General features: G+C 72.2%; 13 protein-coding genes and 1 pseudogene. 11 read left to right on the plus strand and 3 right to left on the minus strand.

Annotated elements, in window-relative coordinates; genetic code table 11:
• Positions 1–449: 449 nt before the first annotated feature.
• Positions 450–1,331, minus strand: coding sequence for a hypothetical protein (locus J116_RS12910; protein WP_028964003.1), 882 nt, complete (start codon positions 1,329–1,331; stop codon positions 450–452).
• 149 nt (positions 1,332–1,480) lie between these two features.
• On the opposite strand from J116_RS12910, the gene J116_RS12915 reads away from it, so the two are divergent.
• The gene (locus J116_RS12915) at positions 1,481–1,690 is read left to right on the plus strand and encodes a hypothetical protein (RefSeq protein ID WP_023587493.1); all 210 of its coding nucleotides are present in this window, start codon (positions 1,481–1,483) and stop codon (positions 1,688–1,690) included.
• Between the two features lie 4 nt (positions 1,691–1,694).
• The gene (locus tag J116_RS12920; RefSeq protein WP_023587494.1) at positions 1,695–3,284 is read left to right on the plus strand and encodes an FAD-dependent oxidoreductase; all 1,590 of its coding nucleotides are present in this window, start codon (positions 1,695–1,697) and stop codon (positions 3,282–3,284) included.
• Positions 3,285–3,399: 115 nt separating this feature from the next.
• On the opposite strand, the gene J116_RS12925 is transcribed toward J116_RS12920, so the two are convergent.
• Together J116_RS12925 and J116_RS12930 are read right to left on the minus strand one after the other, a co-directional pair.
• The gene (locus J116_RS12925) at positions 3,400–4,122 is read right to left on the minus strand and encodes a phosphatase PAP2 family protein (protein ID WP_023587495.1); all 723 of its coding nucleotides are present in this window, start codon (positions 4,120–4,122) and stop codon (positions 3,400–3,402) included.
• A 148-nt stretch (positions 4,123–4,270) separates the two neighbouring features.
• Positions 4,271–5,293 carry a C40 family peptidase gene (locus tag J116_RS12930; RefSeq protein WP_023587496.1) on the minus strand — a complete coding sequence of 341 codons (1,023 nt, stop codon included), beginning with the start codon at positions 5,291–5,293 and terminating at the stop codon, positions 4,271–4,273.
• 124 nt (positions 5,294–5,417) lie between these two features.
• Here J116_RS12930 and J116_RS12935 point away from each other — a divergent pair, with 124 nt between their 5' ends.
• From J116_RS12935 to J116_RS12965, 9 genes and pseudogenes are all read left to right on the plus strand, one after another.
• Complete coding sequence (locus J116_RS12935; RefSeq protein ID WP_023587497.1) at positions 5,418–5,987, plus strand: hypothetical protein; 570 nt, start codon at positions 5,418–5,420, stop codon at positions 5,985–5,987.
• Positions 5,984–6,625, plus strand: a complete 642-nt coding sequence (locus tag J116_RS12940) for a hypothetical protein (RefSeq protein ID WP_023587498.1) — start codon at positions 5,984–5,986, stop codon at positions 6,623–6,625. The genes J116_RS12935 and J116_RS12940 overlap by 4 nt, the downstream gene beginning before the upstream one ends.
• A pseudogene (locus J116_RS12945) lies at positions 6,625–11,343 on the plus strand (putative T7SS-secreted protein). The gene J116_RS12940 and the pseudogene J116_RS12945 overlap by 1 nt, the downstream one beginning before the upstream one ends.
• The gene (locus tag J116_RS29715; protein ID WP_139140478.1) at positions 11,330–11,641 is read left to right on the plus strand and encodes a hypothetical protein; all 312 of its coding nucleotides are present in this window, start codon (positions 11,330–11,332) and stop codon (positions 11,639–11,641) included. Before J116_RS12945 ends, J116_RS29715 begins: the two are co-directional and overlap by 14 nt.
• A gap of 719 nt (positions 11,642–12,360) precedes the next feature.
• Positions 12,361–12,489, plus strand: coding sequence for a hypothetical protein (locus tag J116_RS31235; protein WP_023587499.1), 129 nt, complete (start codon positions 12,361–12,363; stop codon positions 12,487–12,489).
• Between the two features lie 382 nt (positions 12,490–12,871).
• A complete protein-coding gene (locus J116_RS12950; protein WP_023587500.1) occupies positions 12,872–13,180 on the plus strand; it encodes a hypothetical protein in 309 nt (102 codons plus the stop codon).
• 141 nt (positions 13,181–13,321) lie between these two features.
• The gene (locus tag J116_RS12955) at positions 13,322–14,200 is read left to right on the plus strand and encodes a hypothetical protein (protein WP_023587501.1); all 879 of its coding nucleotides are present in this window, start codon (positions 13,322–13,324) and stop codon (positions 14,198–14,200) included.
• Entirely contained in the window at positions 14,190–15,533 is a 1,344-nt protein-coding gene (locus J116_RS12960) for a membrane protein (protein ID WP_023587502.1), read from the plus strand. Before J116_RS12955 ends, J116_RS12960 begins: the two co-directional genes overlap by 11 nt.
• Positions 15,530–17,089, plus strand: coding sequence for an SCO6880 family protein (locus tag J116_RS12965; protein ID WP_023587503.1), 1,560 nt, complete (start codon positions 15,530–15,532; stop codon positions 17,087–17,089). Before J116_RS12960 ends, J116_RS12965 begins: the two co-directional genes overlap by 4 nt.
• Positions 17,090–17,220: the final 131 nt, after the last annotated feature.

Consider the following 17,220-nt stretch of genomic DNA (forward strand, 5'->3'; position numbering starts at 1 on the left):
GGGGAGGCGGTGCCCGGCGCAGGGCCGTCTCGGCCATGCCCCGCCGGTCACCGGCGGCGGTCGGGCATCATGCCCGGATGAGCCTGACCGTCGAGTCCTTGGCGCTCCGGACGATGTGTCAGCGGCCCCCTGACCCTCCGGACCGGACCGGGTCGTGCGCTCCCGTCGCTCCCCTTCGGCACCGTGCGGAGGACGGCGAGGTCATGGACGCGGAGATCGCCTCCGCGATTCTGGCCGGTCTGGCCGCTCTCGTCGGCACCGCCCGCCGACGGGGCCAAGGCTTCCACCGCCGGCTCGCGTAGAAGCAGGGGCCCACGCGGGGAGCCGGCCGCTCGGCCGCGCCCGTGGCGTCGGCCGCGGTCAGGCCCTGCCGGGCCAGGGACCGGTGGGGCCGTCACCCGGCCGTGGCCGGTGGCTCCCGCACCCTCTGCCGCGGTGCGCGCGGCGGGTCAGCCCGCGATCCGGCCCGTGTAGATGTCGCGGTGCGGCGGCAGCCGTACGTCGACCGCCGTCCCGAAGCCGTACAGCTCGGTCGTGGAGGTCACCTCCACCTCCCGCTCGCCGTTCGCGAAGCTGAACCGGTGCCGCACCTTCCGCAGGCGCCCCTCCCCGTCCAGGTACGCGTCGAACGGCACCGTGTCCGTGGCGAACCCTTTCGCCGCGGCCTCCAGCGCCTCCCGCACCCGCGGCGACGCGACCTTCGCGGCCGCGGCGATGTCGGTGGTGCCCCGGTAGTGCGCCACCCGCACGCCGCCCACGTGGACGGCGCCCACGTAGGTCACGTGCCGGGCCGCCCGCAGCAGCTCGGCCGCCGCGCCGGGGTCGGTGGCGCCGCCCGTGACCAGATTGCCGTCCGCGAGGCTGGTCGTGTCCACCCGTACCCACTTGTCGGCGGGCACCCCGGCGCCCCGGTTCTTCATGTACAGGGCGCCGGGCGTGAACAGCTCGGTGATCCGGCGGCGCGGCCGGTCGCCGTCCTCGGGGAGCAGCACCCGTACCCGGCCGTGCCCCGCCCGGAAGTCGTAGCCGCCCTCGCCCTCGATGGTCAGCCGCGTGCCGCCCGTCGCCATCTCCAGGGCGGTCCTGGCCTTCGACGTACCGGCCCGTGCCAGCAGCTCGGGCACGGCGCGCACGGTGTCGAGCGGCCCGCCCGCGTCACCCGCCTTCGCCCCACCGGCGGTCGCGCCGACCACGGCACCGGCGGGGGGCCCTGTCCCGGCGTCCGCGCCCGGCGAGCACCCGGCCAGCCCCGTCGCCACCGCCGCCACCACCGCCGCGGTGGCGGTGACGGCGTCCGCGCCGCCCGTCCGCCTGAGCTTGTGCACCACCATCGCCTGCCTACCCCCAACACCGTGCCGCTGCCTGCCGAAACCCCCGCCCTTCGGCCCGCGGCCTCGGTGACCGGGGGACGACCCACTCGCATAACGACCGCTCCCGCCGCCCGTCACGCCCGCCCCCCGGGCCCCGGTACCGTGGACGTGTGCACCCGCATGACGCGCCCTCGCCGCCGCCGGTCACCGGCGGCGCCCCGCACCACGCCCCGCACCACGCGACCGCCACCGAACGCGGCGCCTTCGCCCTCGCGCGCTGCGCCTGCGGCTGGTCGGGCCCGGCCCGCCGCTCCCGCGAAAGGGCCCGTACGGACGCCGTCACGCACATGTCGGAAGCGGGTCTTCCCGTGCGACAGTGACGCCATGGACCGGCGCTCACTGCTGACCACGGGACTGACGACCGGACTGGCGACCGGGCTCACGGCGGTGATGGCCGCGACGGCGGGCTGCGACGGCCCGCCCCCGACCACACCCGCCTCCTCCCCCTCCCCTCCCGTCACACCGGCCCCGTCCTCCGGTCGCGCGCCCTCCTGGAAGGCGCTGGCCGCCGGGCTCGACGGGCCGCTGGTGCTGCCGGGAGACGAGGCGTACGCGACGGCCCGTCAGCTGTACAACCGCCGCTTCGACCATCTGCGCCCGGCGGCGGTCGCGTACGTGGCGGGCGAGGAGGACGTACGGGAGTGCCTGGCGTTCGCCCGCCGCCACGGGCTGCGGGTCGCGGCGCGCAACGGCGGACACTCGTACGGCGGTTGGTCCAGCGGCGACGGGCGGCTCGTGGTGGACGTGTCGCGGCTGGCCCGGGTGGAGGCGGACGGCGCGGCCGGCGCGGTGGCCGGGGCGGGCGCGCGGCTGGTGGACGTGTACCGCGCGCTGGCCGCGCGGGGCCGTACCGTACCGGCCGGGTCGTGCCCGACCGTCGGGGTGACCGGCCTGACGCTGGGCGGCGGCCACGGGGTGGTGTCCCGCGCGTACGGCCTGACCTGCGACAACCTGGAGGCGGCGACCCTGGTGACGGCGGAAGGCCGCACCGTGCGGGCGTCCGCCGACGAGGAACCGGACCTGCTGTGGGCGCTGCGGGGCGGCGGTCTCGCCGGGTTCGGGGTCGTGACGGAGCTGCGGTTCCGTACGCACCCGGCGCCGCCGACGGTGACCGCGTACCTGAACTGGCCGTGGCCGCGGGCGCGTGCGGTTCTGGCGGCCTGGCAGGTGTGGGGCCCGGACCTGCCGGACGAGATCTGGTCGCAGCTGCACCTGTCGGCGGGCGCGGGCGGCGGTACGCCGACGGTGACGGTGACCGCGATGACGCTGGGCGGGCGCGGGGACCTGGAGGACGCGGTGGACCGGCTCGCGGACCGGGTGGGTGCACCGGCGTCGTCGGTGGCGCTGCGGGAACGGGGGTTCCTGGAGGCGATGCTCGTGTTCGGGGGGTGCGCGGGCCTGTCGGAGGAGCAGTGCCGGCTGCCCGGTCCGCTGCCGGGGCGGAGCCCGCGCGGGGCGCTGGGGCGGGAGACGTACGCCGCCCTGTCGGACTTCTTCGACCGGCCGCTGCCGGACGCGGGGCGGGCCGCGCTGACGACGGCGGTCGAGGCGTTCACCCGTACGGCGGTCGCGGAGGGCGGGGGCGGCGGCTCGGTGGCGCTGACGGCGCTGGGCGGCGCGGTGAACCGGGTGGACCCGGCGGCGACGGCGTTCGTGCACCGCCGGTCACGGACGCTGGCGCAGTACGCCGCGTCGTGGCAGCCGGGCACGCGGGGCGCGGTGCAGCAGCGGTGGCTGCGGCGCACCCGGGAGGGCATGCGGCGGTACGCGTCGGGGATGGCGTACCAGAACTACGCGGACCCGGCGCTGGCCGACTGGCGCCGCGCGTACTACGGGGAGGCGGCACCCCGGCTGGCGAGGCTGCGACGCCGGTACGACCCGGAGGGCCTGTTCACGTACGCGCAGTCACTGTGAGCAGGCGGGTCGGGGCCCGTAGGGGTCGGCGAGGGCCCGTAGGGGACGCCGCGCTCCGGCTCACGTGAGCCCGCAAGGGACGGCCGAGGCCCGTGGGGGACGGCACCCCGGACCCCTAAGCAGCGAGGTCGCGCTCACCCCCTCCCTCCGCTCGTCTGCGAGGGTCCGCCAGTTCCACCGTCCCGTGTCCGTTCCGGGCGCCGCCGGGCGCCTTCCGGGACCGTACGAGCCACCCGACCCGCGGGGAGCGCGCGACGGCGGCGGTGAACGGGGTCAGCAGGGCGAGGGCGACGGGCGCGAGGAGCAGGGCGATGGCGGTGCCGAGCGCGAAGCCGCCGACGACGTCGGTCGGGTAGTGGACGCCCATGTAGACGCGGCAGAAGCCCTCCGCGAGGGCGAGGGCGATGGCGGCGAGACCGAAGCGCTTGTCGGCGATGAACAGCCCGACGGCGATGGCCATGGCCAGGGTGGCGTGGTCGCTGACGAACGAGTAGTCCGTCTTGCCCTGCACGAGGACTTCGAGGCCGTCGTGGTCGCGGAACGGCCGGGGCCGCTCGACGAAGCCGCGGATGGGGACGTTGACCAGCACGGCGAGCGCGGCGGCGAGCGGCGCCCACACGATGCCTGCGACCGCGGAGACGGAGTCCTCCAGCGCGCCGCGCCGCCGGACGCTCCACCAGCACCAGAGGGTGACGAGGACGAGCCCGAGCATGATCCCGTACTCGCCGACGAACCCCATGACGCGGTCCAGCCAGCCCGGGGCGGCCTTGGCCAGCCCGTTGATGTCGTAGAGCAGGCTGACATCGGGGTTCGTACCGTCCGATGCGAGTCCGGCCATGCGCTGCGGCCCCTTGCCTTGTGCTGCGGTGAGGTGGTTGCGATCAGTCGGGGGAACGTCCTGTGCGAGGGGTACGTTCCACGCTCCACGAAACGCTCACACGACGTTATCGAAGAGAGATCGCGGCCCTCCGTCCGGGGCGGTCCGATCAGGCGTCAGTTCCGTGCGTGGGCAGGGCCTTCGCGCCGTCCTGGGTGACGCGGGTCGCGCCGAAGTAGTCCGGTGTGTCGATCTTGTCGAAGCGGATGACGGCGCCGGTGTAAGGGGCATTGATCATGTACCCGCCGCCGACGTACATGCCGACGTGCCGGATGGCGCGGGAGTCGGTCAGGTCGTCGGAGAAGAAGACCAGGTCGCCGGGGAGCAGCTCGTCGCGTGAGGGGTGGGGGCCGGCGTTGTACTGGTCGTTGGCGACGCGCGGCAGCTTGATGCCGACGGTGGCGTACGCGGCCTGGGTGAGCCCGGAGCAGTCGAACCGGCCGCCGTCGGCCGCGGTGCCCTCGCCGCCCCACAGGTAGGGCTTGCCGAGCTGCTTCTGGGCGAAGTAGATGGCGCCGGCGGCCTGCCGGGACGGCTCGACGGGGCCGACGGGCCGGGCGAAGCTCTTCTCCAGGGACCTGATGATCCGGACGTAGTTCTGGGTCTCCTTGTACGGGGGGACGCCGCCGTACTTGATGACCGCGTACGCGCCGGCGTTGTAGGCGGCGAGCATGTTGTCGGTGGGGTCGCCGGGGACGTCCTTCACGTACTGGGCGAGTGAGCAGTCGTAGGAGGCGGCCGACGGGATGGCGTCGTTCGGGTCCCACACGTCCCGGTCGCCGTCCTTGTCGCCGTCCACGCCGTGCGCGGCCCAGGTGCCGGGGATGAACTGCGCGATGCCCTGCGCCGAGGCGTGGCTCTGGGCGCGCGGGTTCCAGCCGCTCTCCTGGTACAGCTGGGCGGCGAGCAGCGCGGGGTTGACGGCCGGGCAGAGGTTGCCCCACCGCTGCACGAGCGGCTGGTACGCGGCGGGCACGGCTCCCTTGGCGAGCCCGACGGCCCCCCGTACGCCCCCGCCCCCGCCCCCGCCGACGAGCTGGGCGGCGACGACGTAGGTACCGACGACGAGCAACGCGACGAAACTCAGGCAGGCCCCGAAGACGACCCCGCCCACCAGCCACGCCTTACGCACCGTCAACCCCCGTCGCCAGTAGGGCCCTCATCCGCGCCGTCAACAGTTTAGGCGTCGACTGCCCGCCCGGGCAGGCCCAGAAGCCCATTGCATCCGAAAACCAGCACATGTGATGATCCGCCACATGACCACACCGGGGGAGGGTCGCGGTGAACCGGCCGCAGCGGAACAACCGCGCAGGTCATCACGCCTGGAAGCCCTGAGCGCACCACACGGCGCACCTGCCGCGGCACCGGCATCGAAGAAGTTGAATCCGCAACTGCAACGCGTAATTCCGGACACGGCGGCCGAAGCGCGACGGGAGTTCGCCGTCCTGCTGGGTGAGTTCCGCCGCACTCCCGTCCTCGTCCCGCTCGCGGCCGGTGGCGGCCTGTGGACGGCGGACCGGGGCGGCGTCCGCTGGATCTGCGCCTTCTCCCACGAGGCGGCGCTGTCCCGCTTCGCACACGCCCGGGGCGAGGCCCACCGGACGTGGGAGTACCGCACGGTGCTGGGCGCACGGCTGCTCGACGTGATGGTGCCGACGCTCGGCGTACCGGCCGGCGTGGCACTGGACGCGGGCAGCGACGACGGCGCGCTGTTCCCGCCGGTCCGGGGCGTCGTGCCGGACACGGCGGCGATCGATCTCGAGGACGGCCGGGACGACCGGCACCGCGTGGGCGGCCGGGACGAGCGCGACGGGGGGGCGCCATGAGCGGTGAACCGGATCTGAACCTGCCGCCGGGGACGGCCCGGCTGCTCACCGAGGGCATCAACAAGGCCCACGGGGAGCTGAAGGACCTCGCCTCCATCGGCGACGCCACCGCGGGCGGCGGCTTCTCCGACCTGGCGCTGTCCGCGCTGGAGCTCGGCCACCGCGGGCTGGCCGCCGAGTTCCGCACGTTCTGCGACCGCTGGGGCTGGGGCGTACGCGACCTCATGCGGCGCGGCAACGCCTTCGCGCACGCCGTCGGCCTCGCCGCCGGGGCGCTCCACGAGCAGGACCAGTACGTGAAGAACACCTTCAAGGTCGTCGTGAACGGCGTCAACGGGAACCCCCACCTGACGGAGGAGGAGGTGCAGGCCAGGAGCTGGGACTCGATCATCTCCCAGCGCCCCACGGACGGCGCCGACTGGAGCGAGGAGTCGTTCAGCGCAGCGCACGCGGAGTCGGAGCAGGTCTGGAACGACGTGGGCTACGACGTCCAGCACCAGATCGCGGACTCCATGGAGCGCGCCGGGGCCCTCGACAGCCACGAGCGCGAACTGCTGGACACGGTCCACCGCGAGATGTACGAGCCGACGGACGAGGCCGTCCGGCGCGCCGGGGGACAGGCCGGAGGCGGCGACTGATGGGCGACATCTTCGACAAGCTGGAGGGCGCCTGGGAAGGCGCCAAGCGCGTCACCGGCCACGTCGTGGACCACGTGACCAACGAGACCGGCGCGTTCCTCGACCACGTCGGCGCGGAGGGTCTCGCCGACGACGTGGAGGACTGGGGCGACGAGACCGCGTCGTCGCTCGGCGCGGCGATCGGCGAACAGCAACTGGGCCGGACCGAACAGGCCGACGAGCTGGTCCACGGCAAGCCCGCCACCATCACGGCCACGGTCAGGAATCTCCGCGACTTCGAGAGCGCCTTCGACATGGTCGGCCGGGGCCTGAAGGGCCTGGACTCGGCGAGCTGGAAGGGCGAGGCCGCGGAGGCGTTCCGGGAGAAGTTCGGGCTGCTGCCCGGCGAGTGGCTGCGCGCCGCCGACGCCTGCGGGGAGGCGGCGAAGGCCCTTGACGTGTACGCGGACGTCCTCACGCGGGCCCAGACGAGGGCGCAGGAGGCCATCGACCTCTACGAGCAGGGCCAGGAGGACTCGAAGAAGGCCGTCGACGCGCACAACGCGAAGATCGACGCGTACAACGCCTCGCTCTCCACCGACCGTCCGCTCCCCGAGCCGGGGGCGTTCTCCGACCCCGGTGTGCGGCGGCGCGAGCAGGCCCAGGACATCCTCAAGGCGGCGCGTCTCCAGCGCGACGAGGCCGCGGAGGTCGCCACGTCCGCCGTGCGGGCGGCCCTGGCGCACGCCCCTGACCCGTCGGCGAAGGAGAGGGCGCTCAAGTCCCTCAAGGACGGCATGATGTCCGGGGCCGTCGAGATGAGCCACTTCGCCGCGGGCATGGCCAAGGGCACGATCGGCGTCACCAACTTCGTCCGGTCGATCCTGCCCGTCGACCCGTACAACCTCACGCACCCGGCCGAGTACTACAAGAACGTCAACATGACCCTCGCCGGTCTGGTGACGACGCTCGCCCACCCCGACGAGGCGATCGCGAGGGCCTGGGAGGCCGCGAAGAAGGACCCGAGCGAGTTCATCGGCCGTCTGATCCCGGAGCTGCTGGGCACCAAGGGAGCGGGCGGCCTGAAGACGGCCGCGACCGCCGGGCTCAGGAGCGGGACGAAGCACGGCCTGGACGACGCGGCCCAGGCAGCACGCAAGGGCACCGAGGACCCCGCCAAGCCGGCACGCGAGGAGCACGCCGTCGAGAGGGGGACCACGGACCCGGTGGACCTGGCCACCGGCACCATGTTCCTCCCCCAGACCGACCTGGCCCTCCCCGGCGTCCTCCCGCTGGTCTTCCGCCGCCGGGTGGCGTCGAACTACCGGGCGGGCCGCTGGTTCGGCCCCTCGTGGTCATCGACGGCGGACCAGCGGCTGGAGATCGGCGCCGAGGGCGTGATCTTCGTGTGCGAGGACGGACTGCTCCTGACGTACCCGCACCCCGCACCCGATGTGCCGACGCTCCCGAGCCACGGCCCTCGCTGGCCGCTCAGCCGCGGCCCGGACGGCGGCTACACGGTCACGGACCCGGAGGCGGGAAGGGCCTGGCACTTCACGGAGCGGCGGACCGGACGGGCGCTGCTCGGCCAGATCGACGACCGGAACGGCAACTGGATCACCTTCGAGTACGACGAGGACGGCGCGCCCACGTCGATCGTCCACCACGGCGGGTACCACCTGCGGCTCACCACGCGCGAGGGCCGGATCACCGCCCTCCACCTGGCGGGCGGGGCGCCGGACGGCACGGACCAGGAGGTCGTCCGGTACGACTACACGGACGGCCACCTGACCGGGGTGATCAACTCCTCGGGGCTCCCCCTCCGCTTCACCTACGACGACCGGGCCCGGGTCACCTCCTGGACGGACCGCAACGGCAGCCGGTACGACTACGCGTACGACGACCGCGACCGGTGCGTCGCGGAAGGCGGCGAGGCGGGCCACATCGCCCTGCGCCTGACCTACGACGAGACGGACCCGGAGACCGGCCACCGCGTCACCACGACGACGACGCCGGAGGGCGCGACCCACCGCTACCTGGTCAACGAAGCGCACCAGGTGGTCGCGGAGACCGACCCGCTGGGCGCGGTGACCCGGTACGAGCGCGACCGCTACAACCGCCTGCTGTCGCGGACGGACCCGCTGGGCCGCACGACGCGCTTCACGTACGACGACGCGGGCAACCTCACCACGGTGACCCGCCCCGACGGCCGGAGGACGACCGCCGAGTACAACGAGCTGGGTCTCCCGGTCCGGATCGTGCACCCGGACGGCAGGGTGGTGCGCCAGACGTACGACGAGCGCGGCAACCGCACGTCGGTGACGGACCCCACGGGCGCGACGACCACGTTCGCGTACGACGCGGCGGGCCGTCCCGTGTCGGTGACGGACCCGCTCGGCCACACGACGTCGGTCGGCTACACCCCCGCGGGCCTCCTGGTGACCGTCACGGACCCGCGGGGCGCCACCATCCGCTACGTCCGCGACGCCCTCGGCCGCCCGACGGCGATCACGGACGCCCTCGGCGCGACCACCCGCCTGGAGTGGACCCCCGAGGGCCTGCTGTCCCGCCGCGTCGAGCCGGACGGAACGGAGCAGACCTGGACGTACGACGGCGAGGGCAACTGTGTCACGCACACGGACGCGATGGGCGGGGTCACCCGGTTCGAGTACACCCACTTCGACCTGCTGAAGGCCCGCACGGACCCGGACGGCGTGCGCTACGAGTTCACCCATGACACGGCCCTGCGCCTGGTGGAGGTGCTGGGCCCGCAGGGCCTGACGTGGACGTACGAGTACGACGAGGCGGGCCGGCTGCGGTCGGAGACGGACTTCGACGGCCGCACGCTGACGTACGAGCACGACGCGGCCGGGCAGCTGACCGCCAGGACCAACGGCCTGGGCGAGACCATCCGCTACGACCGCGACGCCCTGGGCAGGACGGTCCGCAAGGACGTGGCGGGCACGGTCACCACCTTCGCGTACGACGTGTTCGACGCGCTCGCGGAGGCGGTGTCCCCGGACGTCACGCTGACGCGGTTCCGGGACCGCCACGGCCGCCTGCTGTCGGAGACGGTGAACGGCCGGGAGCTGCGCTACACGTACGACGCCCTGGGCCGCCGCACGGGCCGCACGACGCCGTCCGGCGCGGTCAGCGAGTGGACGTACGACGCGGCGGGCCTTCGTACGCGGCTCACGACGTCGGGCCGCACGCTCACGTTCGAGCACGACGCGGCAGGCCGGGAGACGACCCGCCACATCTCCGGAACCCTGCAGCTCACCCACGCCTAGGACGGGCTGGGCCGCCTGACGCACCAGCACATGGGCGCAGCCGGCCGGACCCTCCAGGAGCGCACCTACACCTACCGCGCGGACGGCCACCTGACCGCGATCGACGACCTCCTCTCCGGACCGCGCCGCTTCGACCTCGACGCCTCCGGCCGCGTCACGGCCGTCCACGCGGCGAACTGGTCGGAGCGGTACGCGTACGACGAGGCGGGCAACCAGACCGAGGCGACCTGGCCCGCGACGCATCCCGGCCAGGAGGCCACGGGCCCTCGTACGTACACGGGCACCCGCATCACCCGCGCGGGCCGCGTCCGCTACGAGCACGACGCCCAGGGCCGCGTCGTCCTCCGCCAGAAGCCGCGCCTGTCGCACAAACCGGCCACCTGGCACTACACCTGGGACGCGGAGGACCGCCTGACCCACATCAGGACCCCGGACGGCACGGTCTGGCACTACGTGTACGACCCGTTGGGCCGCCGGGTGGCGAAGCGGCGCCTGGCGGGGGACGGCGAGACGGTCCTGGAGGAGACCACCTTCACCTGGGACGGCACGACGCTCTGCGAGCAGACGACCGACTCCCCGGACCTGCCCCACCCCGTGGCGCTGACCTGGGACCACAAGGGCCTCCAGCCCCTGACCCAGACCGAACGCCTCCTGAACCGCGACACCCCGCAGGAGGTCGTCGACGCCCGCTTCTTCACCATGGTCACCGACCTGGTGGGCACCCCGTCGGAGCTGATCGACGAGTCGGGCACGATCGCCTGGCACACCCGCACCACCCTGTGGGGCACGACAACCTGGTCCTCCACCAGCACCACGTACACCCCCCTCCGCTTCCCGGGCCAGTACTACGACCCGGAATCGGGCCTCCACTACAACTACTTCCGCCACTACGACCCGGAAACCGCCCGCTACCTGAGCGGGGACCCGTTGGGCCTGGCAGCTGCGCCCAACCCCTTGGTTTACGTGCGGAATCCGCACGCCCGCATCGACCCTCTGGGACTGTTCGGGTGCCCGAAGGAGGACCACCTCTTCCGAGGAACGACCCAGGGATTCGATGCGAGCGAAGGAACACAACAGTCCGGTTTCACCCCCACATCCACGGATCCAGGAGTAGCCACAGTCTTCGCTCGCCATTCGGAACAGTACGGCGATGCCGTAGTGCTGCTCATCCCCCGAAGCGCCCTCGAGGGCGTCCAACTAGAAAGCGGGTTCATCCGGGCCGAGGCAGAGGTCGCAGTGGGGCTGCCGGCAGCAGAGGTGGCCCGTAGGGCCAGCGTCCAGATACCCTCTGCCACGGCTAAGGAGATACTTGCGGAGATGGGTATCCACGTTCCGAAGGTGCACGGTTATCAGAACATATCCGATGCTCTCGAGTGGGACGTGCCCAAGCTCACACCCGAGCAGATCACTCACTTCGTCGCGGAGGCGTACAGGCGTGGCCGACCCTGAGATGTTGCAAGTTCATGCCGTGGAGAACGCAACCGATCATTCAGGTACCTGCATCGTTCGTTGCATTAGCGGAGTTGTTCGCATCGGCGATGTGTTCACCACTGCCGAAAACTCTCCGAACACAGCGACAACACTGCTCTCCATCGAAAAGATTGAGCGTTACCGTGAAGTCTTCGTAGACTTCATCGATCCCCCGCACGCGGCCAAGGTTCACTTTTCCGGCCCGGGAACAGGGTCCCTGGAACACGGGGACATTCTGATCGCCGCACATTCCGATCCGGACGAGCCGACAGAATGACGGGCTCTGGCGGAGGTATGCGGGAGCGCCCCGCGCCGACTGAGTTGCCCCCACCAAGTACCGCTCACGAGCAGACCGCGCGCCACGGACGGCGGACGGTCGTACGGCACGGCACCTTGCGGTCACACGCTGAGGGGATGAGAGCGCTGCGTCTCTCTTCGGGACCGCGTAGCGGGGCACCTTCGCCCTCGGGGTGCGGGAAGGTGAATTCGACGGCTCGCGGGCCGAGTCGGCGTTCGGACGCGTCCCGCCCGCCTCGAAGGGAGGCGAACAAACGGTGTACACATGTGAACATCAAGCGAACATGCGTACCAAGCACTACCAGGGAACGATCCAGACCCGATCAGCTGTTGCGATTAGGGCGCACATCACACCGGCCAGAAGCAACCGCACCACCCCCGCGCACGTCTCCCCCAAGGGAACGGTCCGTCAGAGTCGCCTCAGAACTCACCCGCAGGTGAACAGCTTCTGAGCTGGCCGAATGTCGCCATGCACCACGGCAGCGCGGCATGCGCACCCGGACACACCGGCGGACGGCCGGGGCATACGCTCCGGGATCGCCCCTCGATCGGCCCCTCCCCCGGCGCGCCCCACCCTCCAGGAGACCCCCTCCAACTGGTCTGGACCACTCGCGCTACGCTGGGCCGTGCAGCCGCAAACGGCTGTCGTTCACACCCCGGCACCACGACCAGCCGGGGTCAGCACCACAGGAGAGCACCATGGGGAACAAGGTGAGCCGGCTCGGAGACTCCGGGGGAACGGCCGCCGCGATCGCCGTCATCGCACTGACCGCCGTCGCCATCGTGGTTCTGGGTTACTTCCTCTTCAGCCAGACGGGGCAGTCCTGACCCTGACGGGGGCTCCGACGGAGTCCTGACGGGCGATCAACCCGCGCGCACCCGCGCGCACCCGCGCGCACCGCGCTCACGCCGCCGCCGGAAGCCTTCCGGTGGCGGCGTCGCTATTCACCGGGCAAATCCCCAATCAAGGGACAACGACGGTCATTGCCCGCAGTCACGCACCGTGATACACAGAGTGACCATACGCGTATCCGTACGAGCCGGGCACCCGACCGCCGCAGGTCAGAGGCGTCGGCTCGGTCAAACGTGCGGGGATCGGGTAAAGAGACCCGCCAAGTCGTCGTACGCCGGCGGTTCGATCAGCGAAGATAGTTGACGACCCATGCCATCCGGCGGGTCGTCAAACTACCGAACAGGGGCGGTGAGTTACATGTACCTGGCGGCCGAAAAGGGCGACATCACCACCATCATTGGCGGAATCGCCCCGAACTGGGGCCCCTTCGGGAGCCTGGGGAACCAGGCCCGTGTGATGATCGAGATCGTGATGGCCGTGGCCATCCTGCTGTGTCTCGGCATCGCCATCTGGGGGGCGGCCAAGCAGCGCATCGGCGCGACCGCCATGCGGGACACCTTCAGCGCCGAGCAGGGCAAGGGCCTGATCGTGGCCGGCCTGACCGGCGTCTTCATCATCGGATCGCTCGGCACGCTGTTCACCATCGTGTACGGGATGGCCGTCTAGCCCGCCGCACCGTCCGACCCGCCTTCAGCTCCGGCGCCCGCAGAGGATGCGTCTCCTGATGTCCACTCACCCCACCGCGCACGCGTCGCGGACCGCAGTACGGCAGCAGCAGCAATCGTCGTTCGAGGAGGCGTACCCGTCATGAGCTTCGGCGACGAGTACGAAGGCGGGAGCGGCCGGGGCAGGGGCGGCCGGGGCGGTACGGGGCGGACCCGCACCCGCTTGCCCGAGCACGAGGCCGCCGACGAGTACGGCGACGGCTTCGGTGACGGCTTCGGCGGCCCGGCGCGGCGCCCACCGCGCACCTCGCGGTCACTGGTGACGGTCGTCGGGGTGGTCGTGCTGCTGATCGCCGCGATCGCCTTCGCGAACCGGTCGGGCGACGGCGACACCGACGGCGGCGGCACCGCGAAGGCCCCCCGCGAGGGCGCGGCCCCCACGGCCGCCACCGGCACGAAGCCCGTCACCGGCAAGAACGGCACGATCCCGGCGGGCTTCGCGCAGGACGAGCAGGGCGCGCAGAGCGCCGCGGCGAACTACGCGGTGGCGCTGGGCTCCGCCGAGATGTTCGACAAGGCGAAGCGCGACGAGATCCTGTCGACCGTCATCGCGCCGTCGCGGCTCCAGCACTACCAGAGCACGCTGGACAGGGCGTACACACCCTCCTTCTACGAGAACGTCGGCCTCAAGCCGGACGGCACCGTGCCCGAGGGGTTCTCCTTCATCTCCCGCACAGTGCCCATCGGCACGAAGATCATCAGCCTCAACGGCAGCCGCGCCACCGTGGAGGTGTGGTGCGCCGGACTCTTCGGCCTGGCCGGAGAGGGCTCCACCAAGCCGGTCACGAACGGCTGGTACACCATCACGATGGAACTGCAGTGGGCGGACAGCGACTGGAGGACGGTGAACTACTCCCAGAAGGAGGGCCCGGCTCCCGTCGGCGGTGACACCCGCGCCTCCAGCGCCGAGGAGATCAGCGACGCCGTGACCGGGTTCGGAGGCTTCACCTATGCCCGCTGACACACGGCGCCGCGTGACCGCTCTCGGCACGCTACTGCTGACCACGCAGACGGCCGTGGTCCTCTCGGCCGGACGGGCCGTGGCGGCACCCACGCCCACCCCTTCGCCGACCAAGAGCGACAATCCCTGCGACCTGATCCACGCCCCGTATCGCGACCAGTGCGAACGCGAGACCGGCGGTGGCAGCTCCCCCTCCGTGAACCCGCTCGAACCGGGCGGCGCCGTAGACCCCCTCTCCTCCCTCGCCCGCGGCTGTGCCGACGCCGCCGCGTGGACCGTGGACAAGCTGAGCGCCGCCGTCGAGAGCACCGCCGCCGTCGACTTCACGAACCCGCAGTTCCTCAAGCAGTACGCCGTCGTCTTCGCCGCCTCCACCATCCTGACCCTGGTCCTGTGGCTCCTGGCCGTCGCCAAGCGGGCCATCCGCGGCGTGGCGCTGAGCACGGCGATCTCCGAGGCCGTCGGGTTCCTGTGGCTGACCGTGCTGGCCTCGGCGTTCACGCCACTGATCCTGCACACCGTCGTCTCCGCGACCGACGGCGTCACCGAGGTCATCGCGTCGGGCACCGGCGGGCAGACCGACGCGTTCTTCGGGTCGTTCTCCGCCGCGCTCAAGAAGGGCGACGACATCGGCGGCGGGCCCATCATGATGATCGTCGTCGCGCTCGTGTCGATCCTCGCCGCCGGCGTCCTGTGGCTGGAACTCGTCATCCGCGCCGCGCTGCTCTACGTCGGCGCGCTGCTCGGGACGGTCGTGTACGCGGGGCTCGTGGACAGGAACATGTGGGGTCACGTCCGCCGCTGGGCCGGGATCATGATCGCGATCATCCTGGTCAAGCCCGTCATCGTGATCGTCCTCGGCCTCGCCGGGGCGCTCTCCTCCGGCGACGGCCCCGACGCGTTCTCCGCCGTCGTGTCCGGCCTCGCCATCATCCTGCTGGCCATCTTCGCGTCCGCCGCGATCTACCGCTTCGTACCCGGCTTCGGCGACGAGATCGCCACCGCCCGTACGAACCGCAGGCAGGCCACCGACGGCGCCCAGGCCGCCGCCGTCATCTCCTCCCCCGCCGCGCTGGTCTCGCAGGGCATCAAGACCCACAGCTCCCGCAACCACCAGCAGCAACAGTCCGGCAGCGCCCCCGCCGCCGCCAACACCGTCTCCGGCGGCGTCAGCGCCCACAGCAGCCGGAACAGCACGGGCACCACCGCCGCGCCCCCGCCCCGCAGCGCGCCCGGCGCGCCCAGCGCCCCGGCGGCCACCAGCAGCCCGCACACCAGCCGCGGCACCAGCAACACCGGTAACAACAACAGCTCAGGAGGTGGAGGGCGGTGACGACCCAGTCCCATCCGATCACGCCCCGCCGCACGTATCTCATCGGCCGCGCCCGGCCGAACGCGATCATCGGCAAGAACCGCGAGACCGGCGAGATCGCCCTGATCATCGCCGGCGCGTTCCTCGGCATGATGTGCGGCCTCCTCGTCCCGGTCCTCTCGCTGCGCATCGTGCTGCTCGCCGGGTTCCCGATGCTCGCCCTCGCCGCCGTGTACGTGCCGTACCGCGGCCGCACGTTCTACCGCTGGTACGAGGTGAACCGCAGCTACAAGCGGGTCCTCCGCCAGGGCACCACGTACCGCTCCGCCGCCATGGAGGCCGGCACCCGGTTCGACGGCAGCGAGGTCGAGATCGGCCCCCCGCCCGGCATCGGCCGCATCAACTGGCTCTCCGCGCCCTTCGGCCCCGACGAGATCGCCGTACTGCTCCACGCCGACCGGCGCACCGTCACCGCCGCCATCGAGATCGAGGGCCCCGGCGTCGGCCTGCGCGACAGCGAGGACCAGGAAGCCCTGGTGGACCGTTTCGGCACCCTCCTCAAGCACGTGGCCAACGGCGACGGCTTCGTCACCCGCATCCAGATGCTCGCCCGCACCCTCCCGGCCGACCCCGACGCCCACGCCAAGGACGTCGCCCAGCGCGGCGACCCGGGCGCCCCGCGCTGGCTCCTCGACTCATACGACCAGCTGCTCTCCATGGTGTCGACCTCCAGCGAGCAGCACCGCGCGTACCTCGTCGCCTGCATGCACTACACGCGCGAACTGGCCGCCGAGGCCCACGCCATCGCCCGCGCCGCCCGCCACGCCGCGGGCGGCAGGCGGCAGCGGCTCCACAAGGACGCCGGGCTCGCCGTCGTCATGGCCCGCGAGCTGACCGACATCTGCGCCCGCCTCGCCGAGGCCGACATCCGCGTACGCCAGCCGCTCGGCCAGTCCCGCCTCGCGTCGCTCATCCACTCCATGTACGACCCCGACCACCCGATCGACCACATCCAGGCCATGTCCAAGCGCAACGCCTGGCCCGCCGAACTGGACGCGGTCGAGCCGACGTACCTCCAGGCGAAGACCCGCGAGTCCGCGACCCGCGCCCCCTGGTGCCACGCCACGGCCTGGGTCAAGGAGTGGCCGATGACCCCCGTGGGGGTGAACTTCCTGGCGCCGCTCCTCGTCCACACCCCCGACGTGATCCGTACGGTCGCCGTCACCATGGACCTCGAACCGACCGAGGTCGCCATCGAGCGGATGCTCACCGAGAAGACCAACGACGAGGCCGAGGCCAGCCGCGCCGCGAAGATGAACCGCACCGTCGACCCGCGCGACATCGCCGCCCACGGCCGCCTCGACCAGCGGGGCGAGGACCTCGCCAGCGGAGCCGCCGGGGTCAACCTCGTGGGGTACATCACGGTGTCGTCCCGCTCCCCCGAGGCACTCGCCCGGGACAAGCGGACGATCAGGGCGTCCGCCGGGAAGTCGTACCTGAAGCTGGAGTGGTGCGACCGCGAGCACCACCGGGCGTTCGTGAACACGCTGCCGTTCGCGACCGGCATCCGCCGGTGAACCACGCACCGCACGCGTCCCCGGCCACGCCGCCCGTACAGCCGGGCGCCCTCGTGAAGCGGGGCGACGCCGTGGACGACGACCGGATGACGACCGCCCGCAGGACGAGACGATAGGACGATAGGGGCCTG

Origin of the sequence: Streptomyces thermolilacinus SPC6 (genome assembly GCF_000478605.2) — a bacterium.
Taxonomy (GTDB): Bacteria; Actinomycetota; Actinomycetes; order Streptomycetales; family Streptomycetaceae; genus Streptomyces; species Streptomyces thermolilacinus.

Coding starts and splice junctions, on each gene's coding strand:
- J116_RS31235 (WP_023587499.1), top strand. CDS start 12,361: ATGGGGAACAAGGTGAGCCGGCTCGGAGACTCCGGGGGAACGGCCGCC.
- J116_RS12960 (WP_023587502.1), top strand. CDS start 14,190: ATGCCCGCTGACACACGGCGCCGCGTGACCGCTCTCGGCACGCTACTG.
- J116_RS12935 (WP_023587497.1), top strand. CDS start 5,418: ATGACCACACCGGGGGAGGGTCGCGGTGAACCGGCCGCAGCGGAACAA.
- J116_RS12950 (WP_023587500.1), top strand. CDS start 12,872: ATGTACCTGGCGGCCGAAAAGGGCGACATCACCACCATCATTGGCGGA.
- J116_RS12940 (WP_023587498.1), top strand. CDS start 5,984: ATGAGCGGTGAACCGGATCTGAACCTGCCGCCGGGGACGGCCCGGCTG.
- J116_RS12910 (WP_028964003.1), bottom strand. CDS start 1,331: ATGGTGGTGCACAAGCTCAGGCGGACGGGCGGCGCGGACGCCGTCACC.
- J116_RS12920 (WP_023587494.1), top strand. CDS start 1,695: ATGGACCGGCGCTCACTGCTGACCACGGGACTGACGACCGGACTGGCG.
- J116_RS12955 (WP_023587501.1), top strand. CDS start 13,322: ATGAGCTTCGGCGACGAGTACGAAGGCGGGAGCGGCCGGGGCAGGGGC.
- J116_RS12925 (WP_023587495.1), bottom strand. CDS start 4,122: ATGGCCGGACTCGCATCGGACGGTACGAACCCCGATGTCAGCCTGCTC.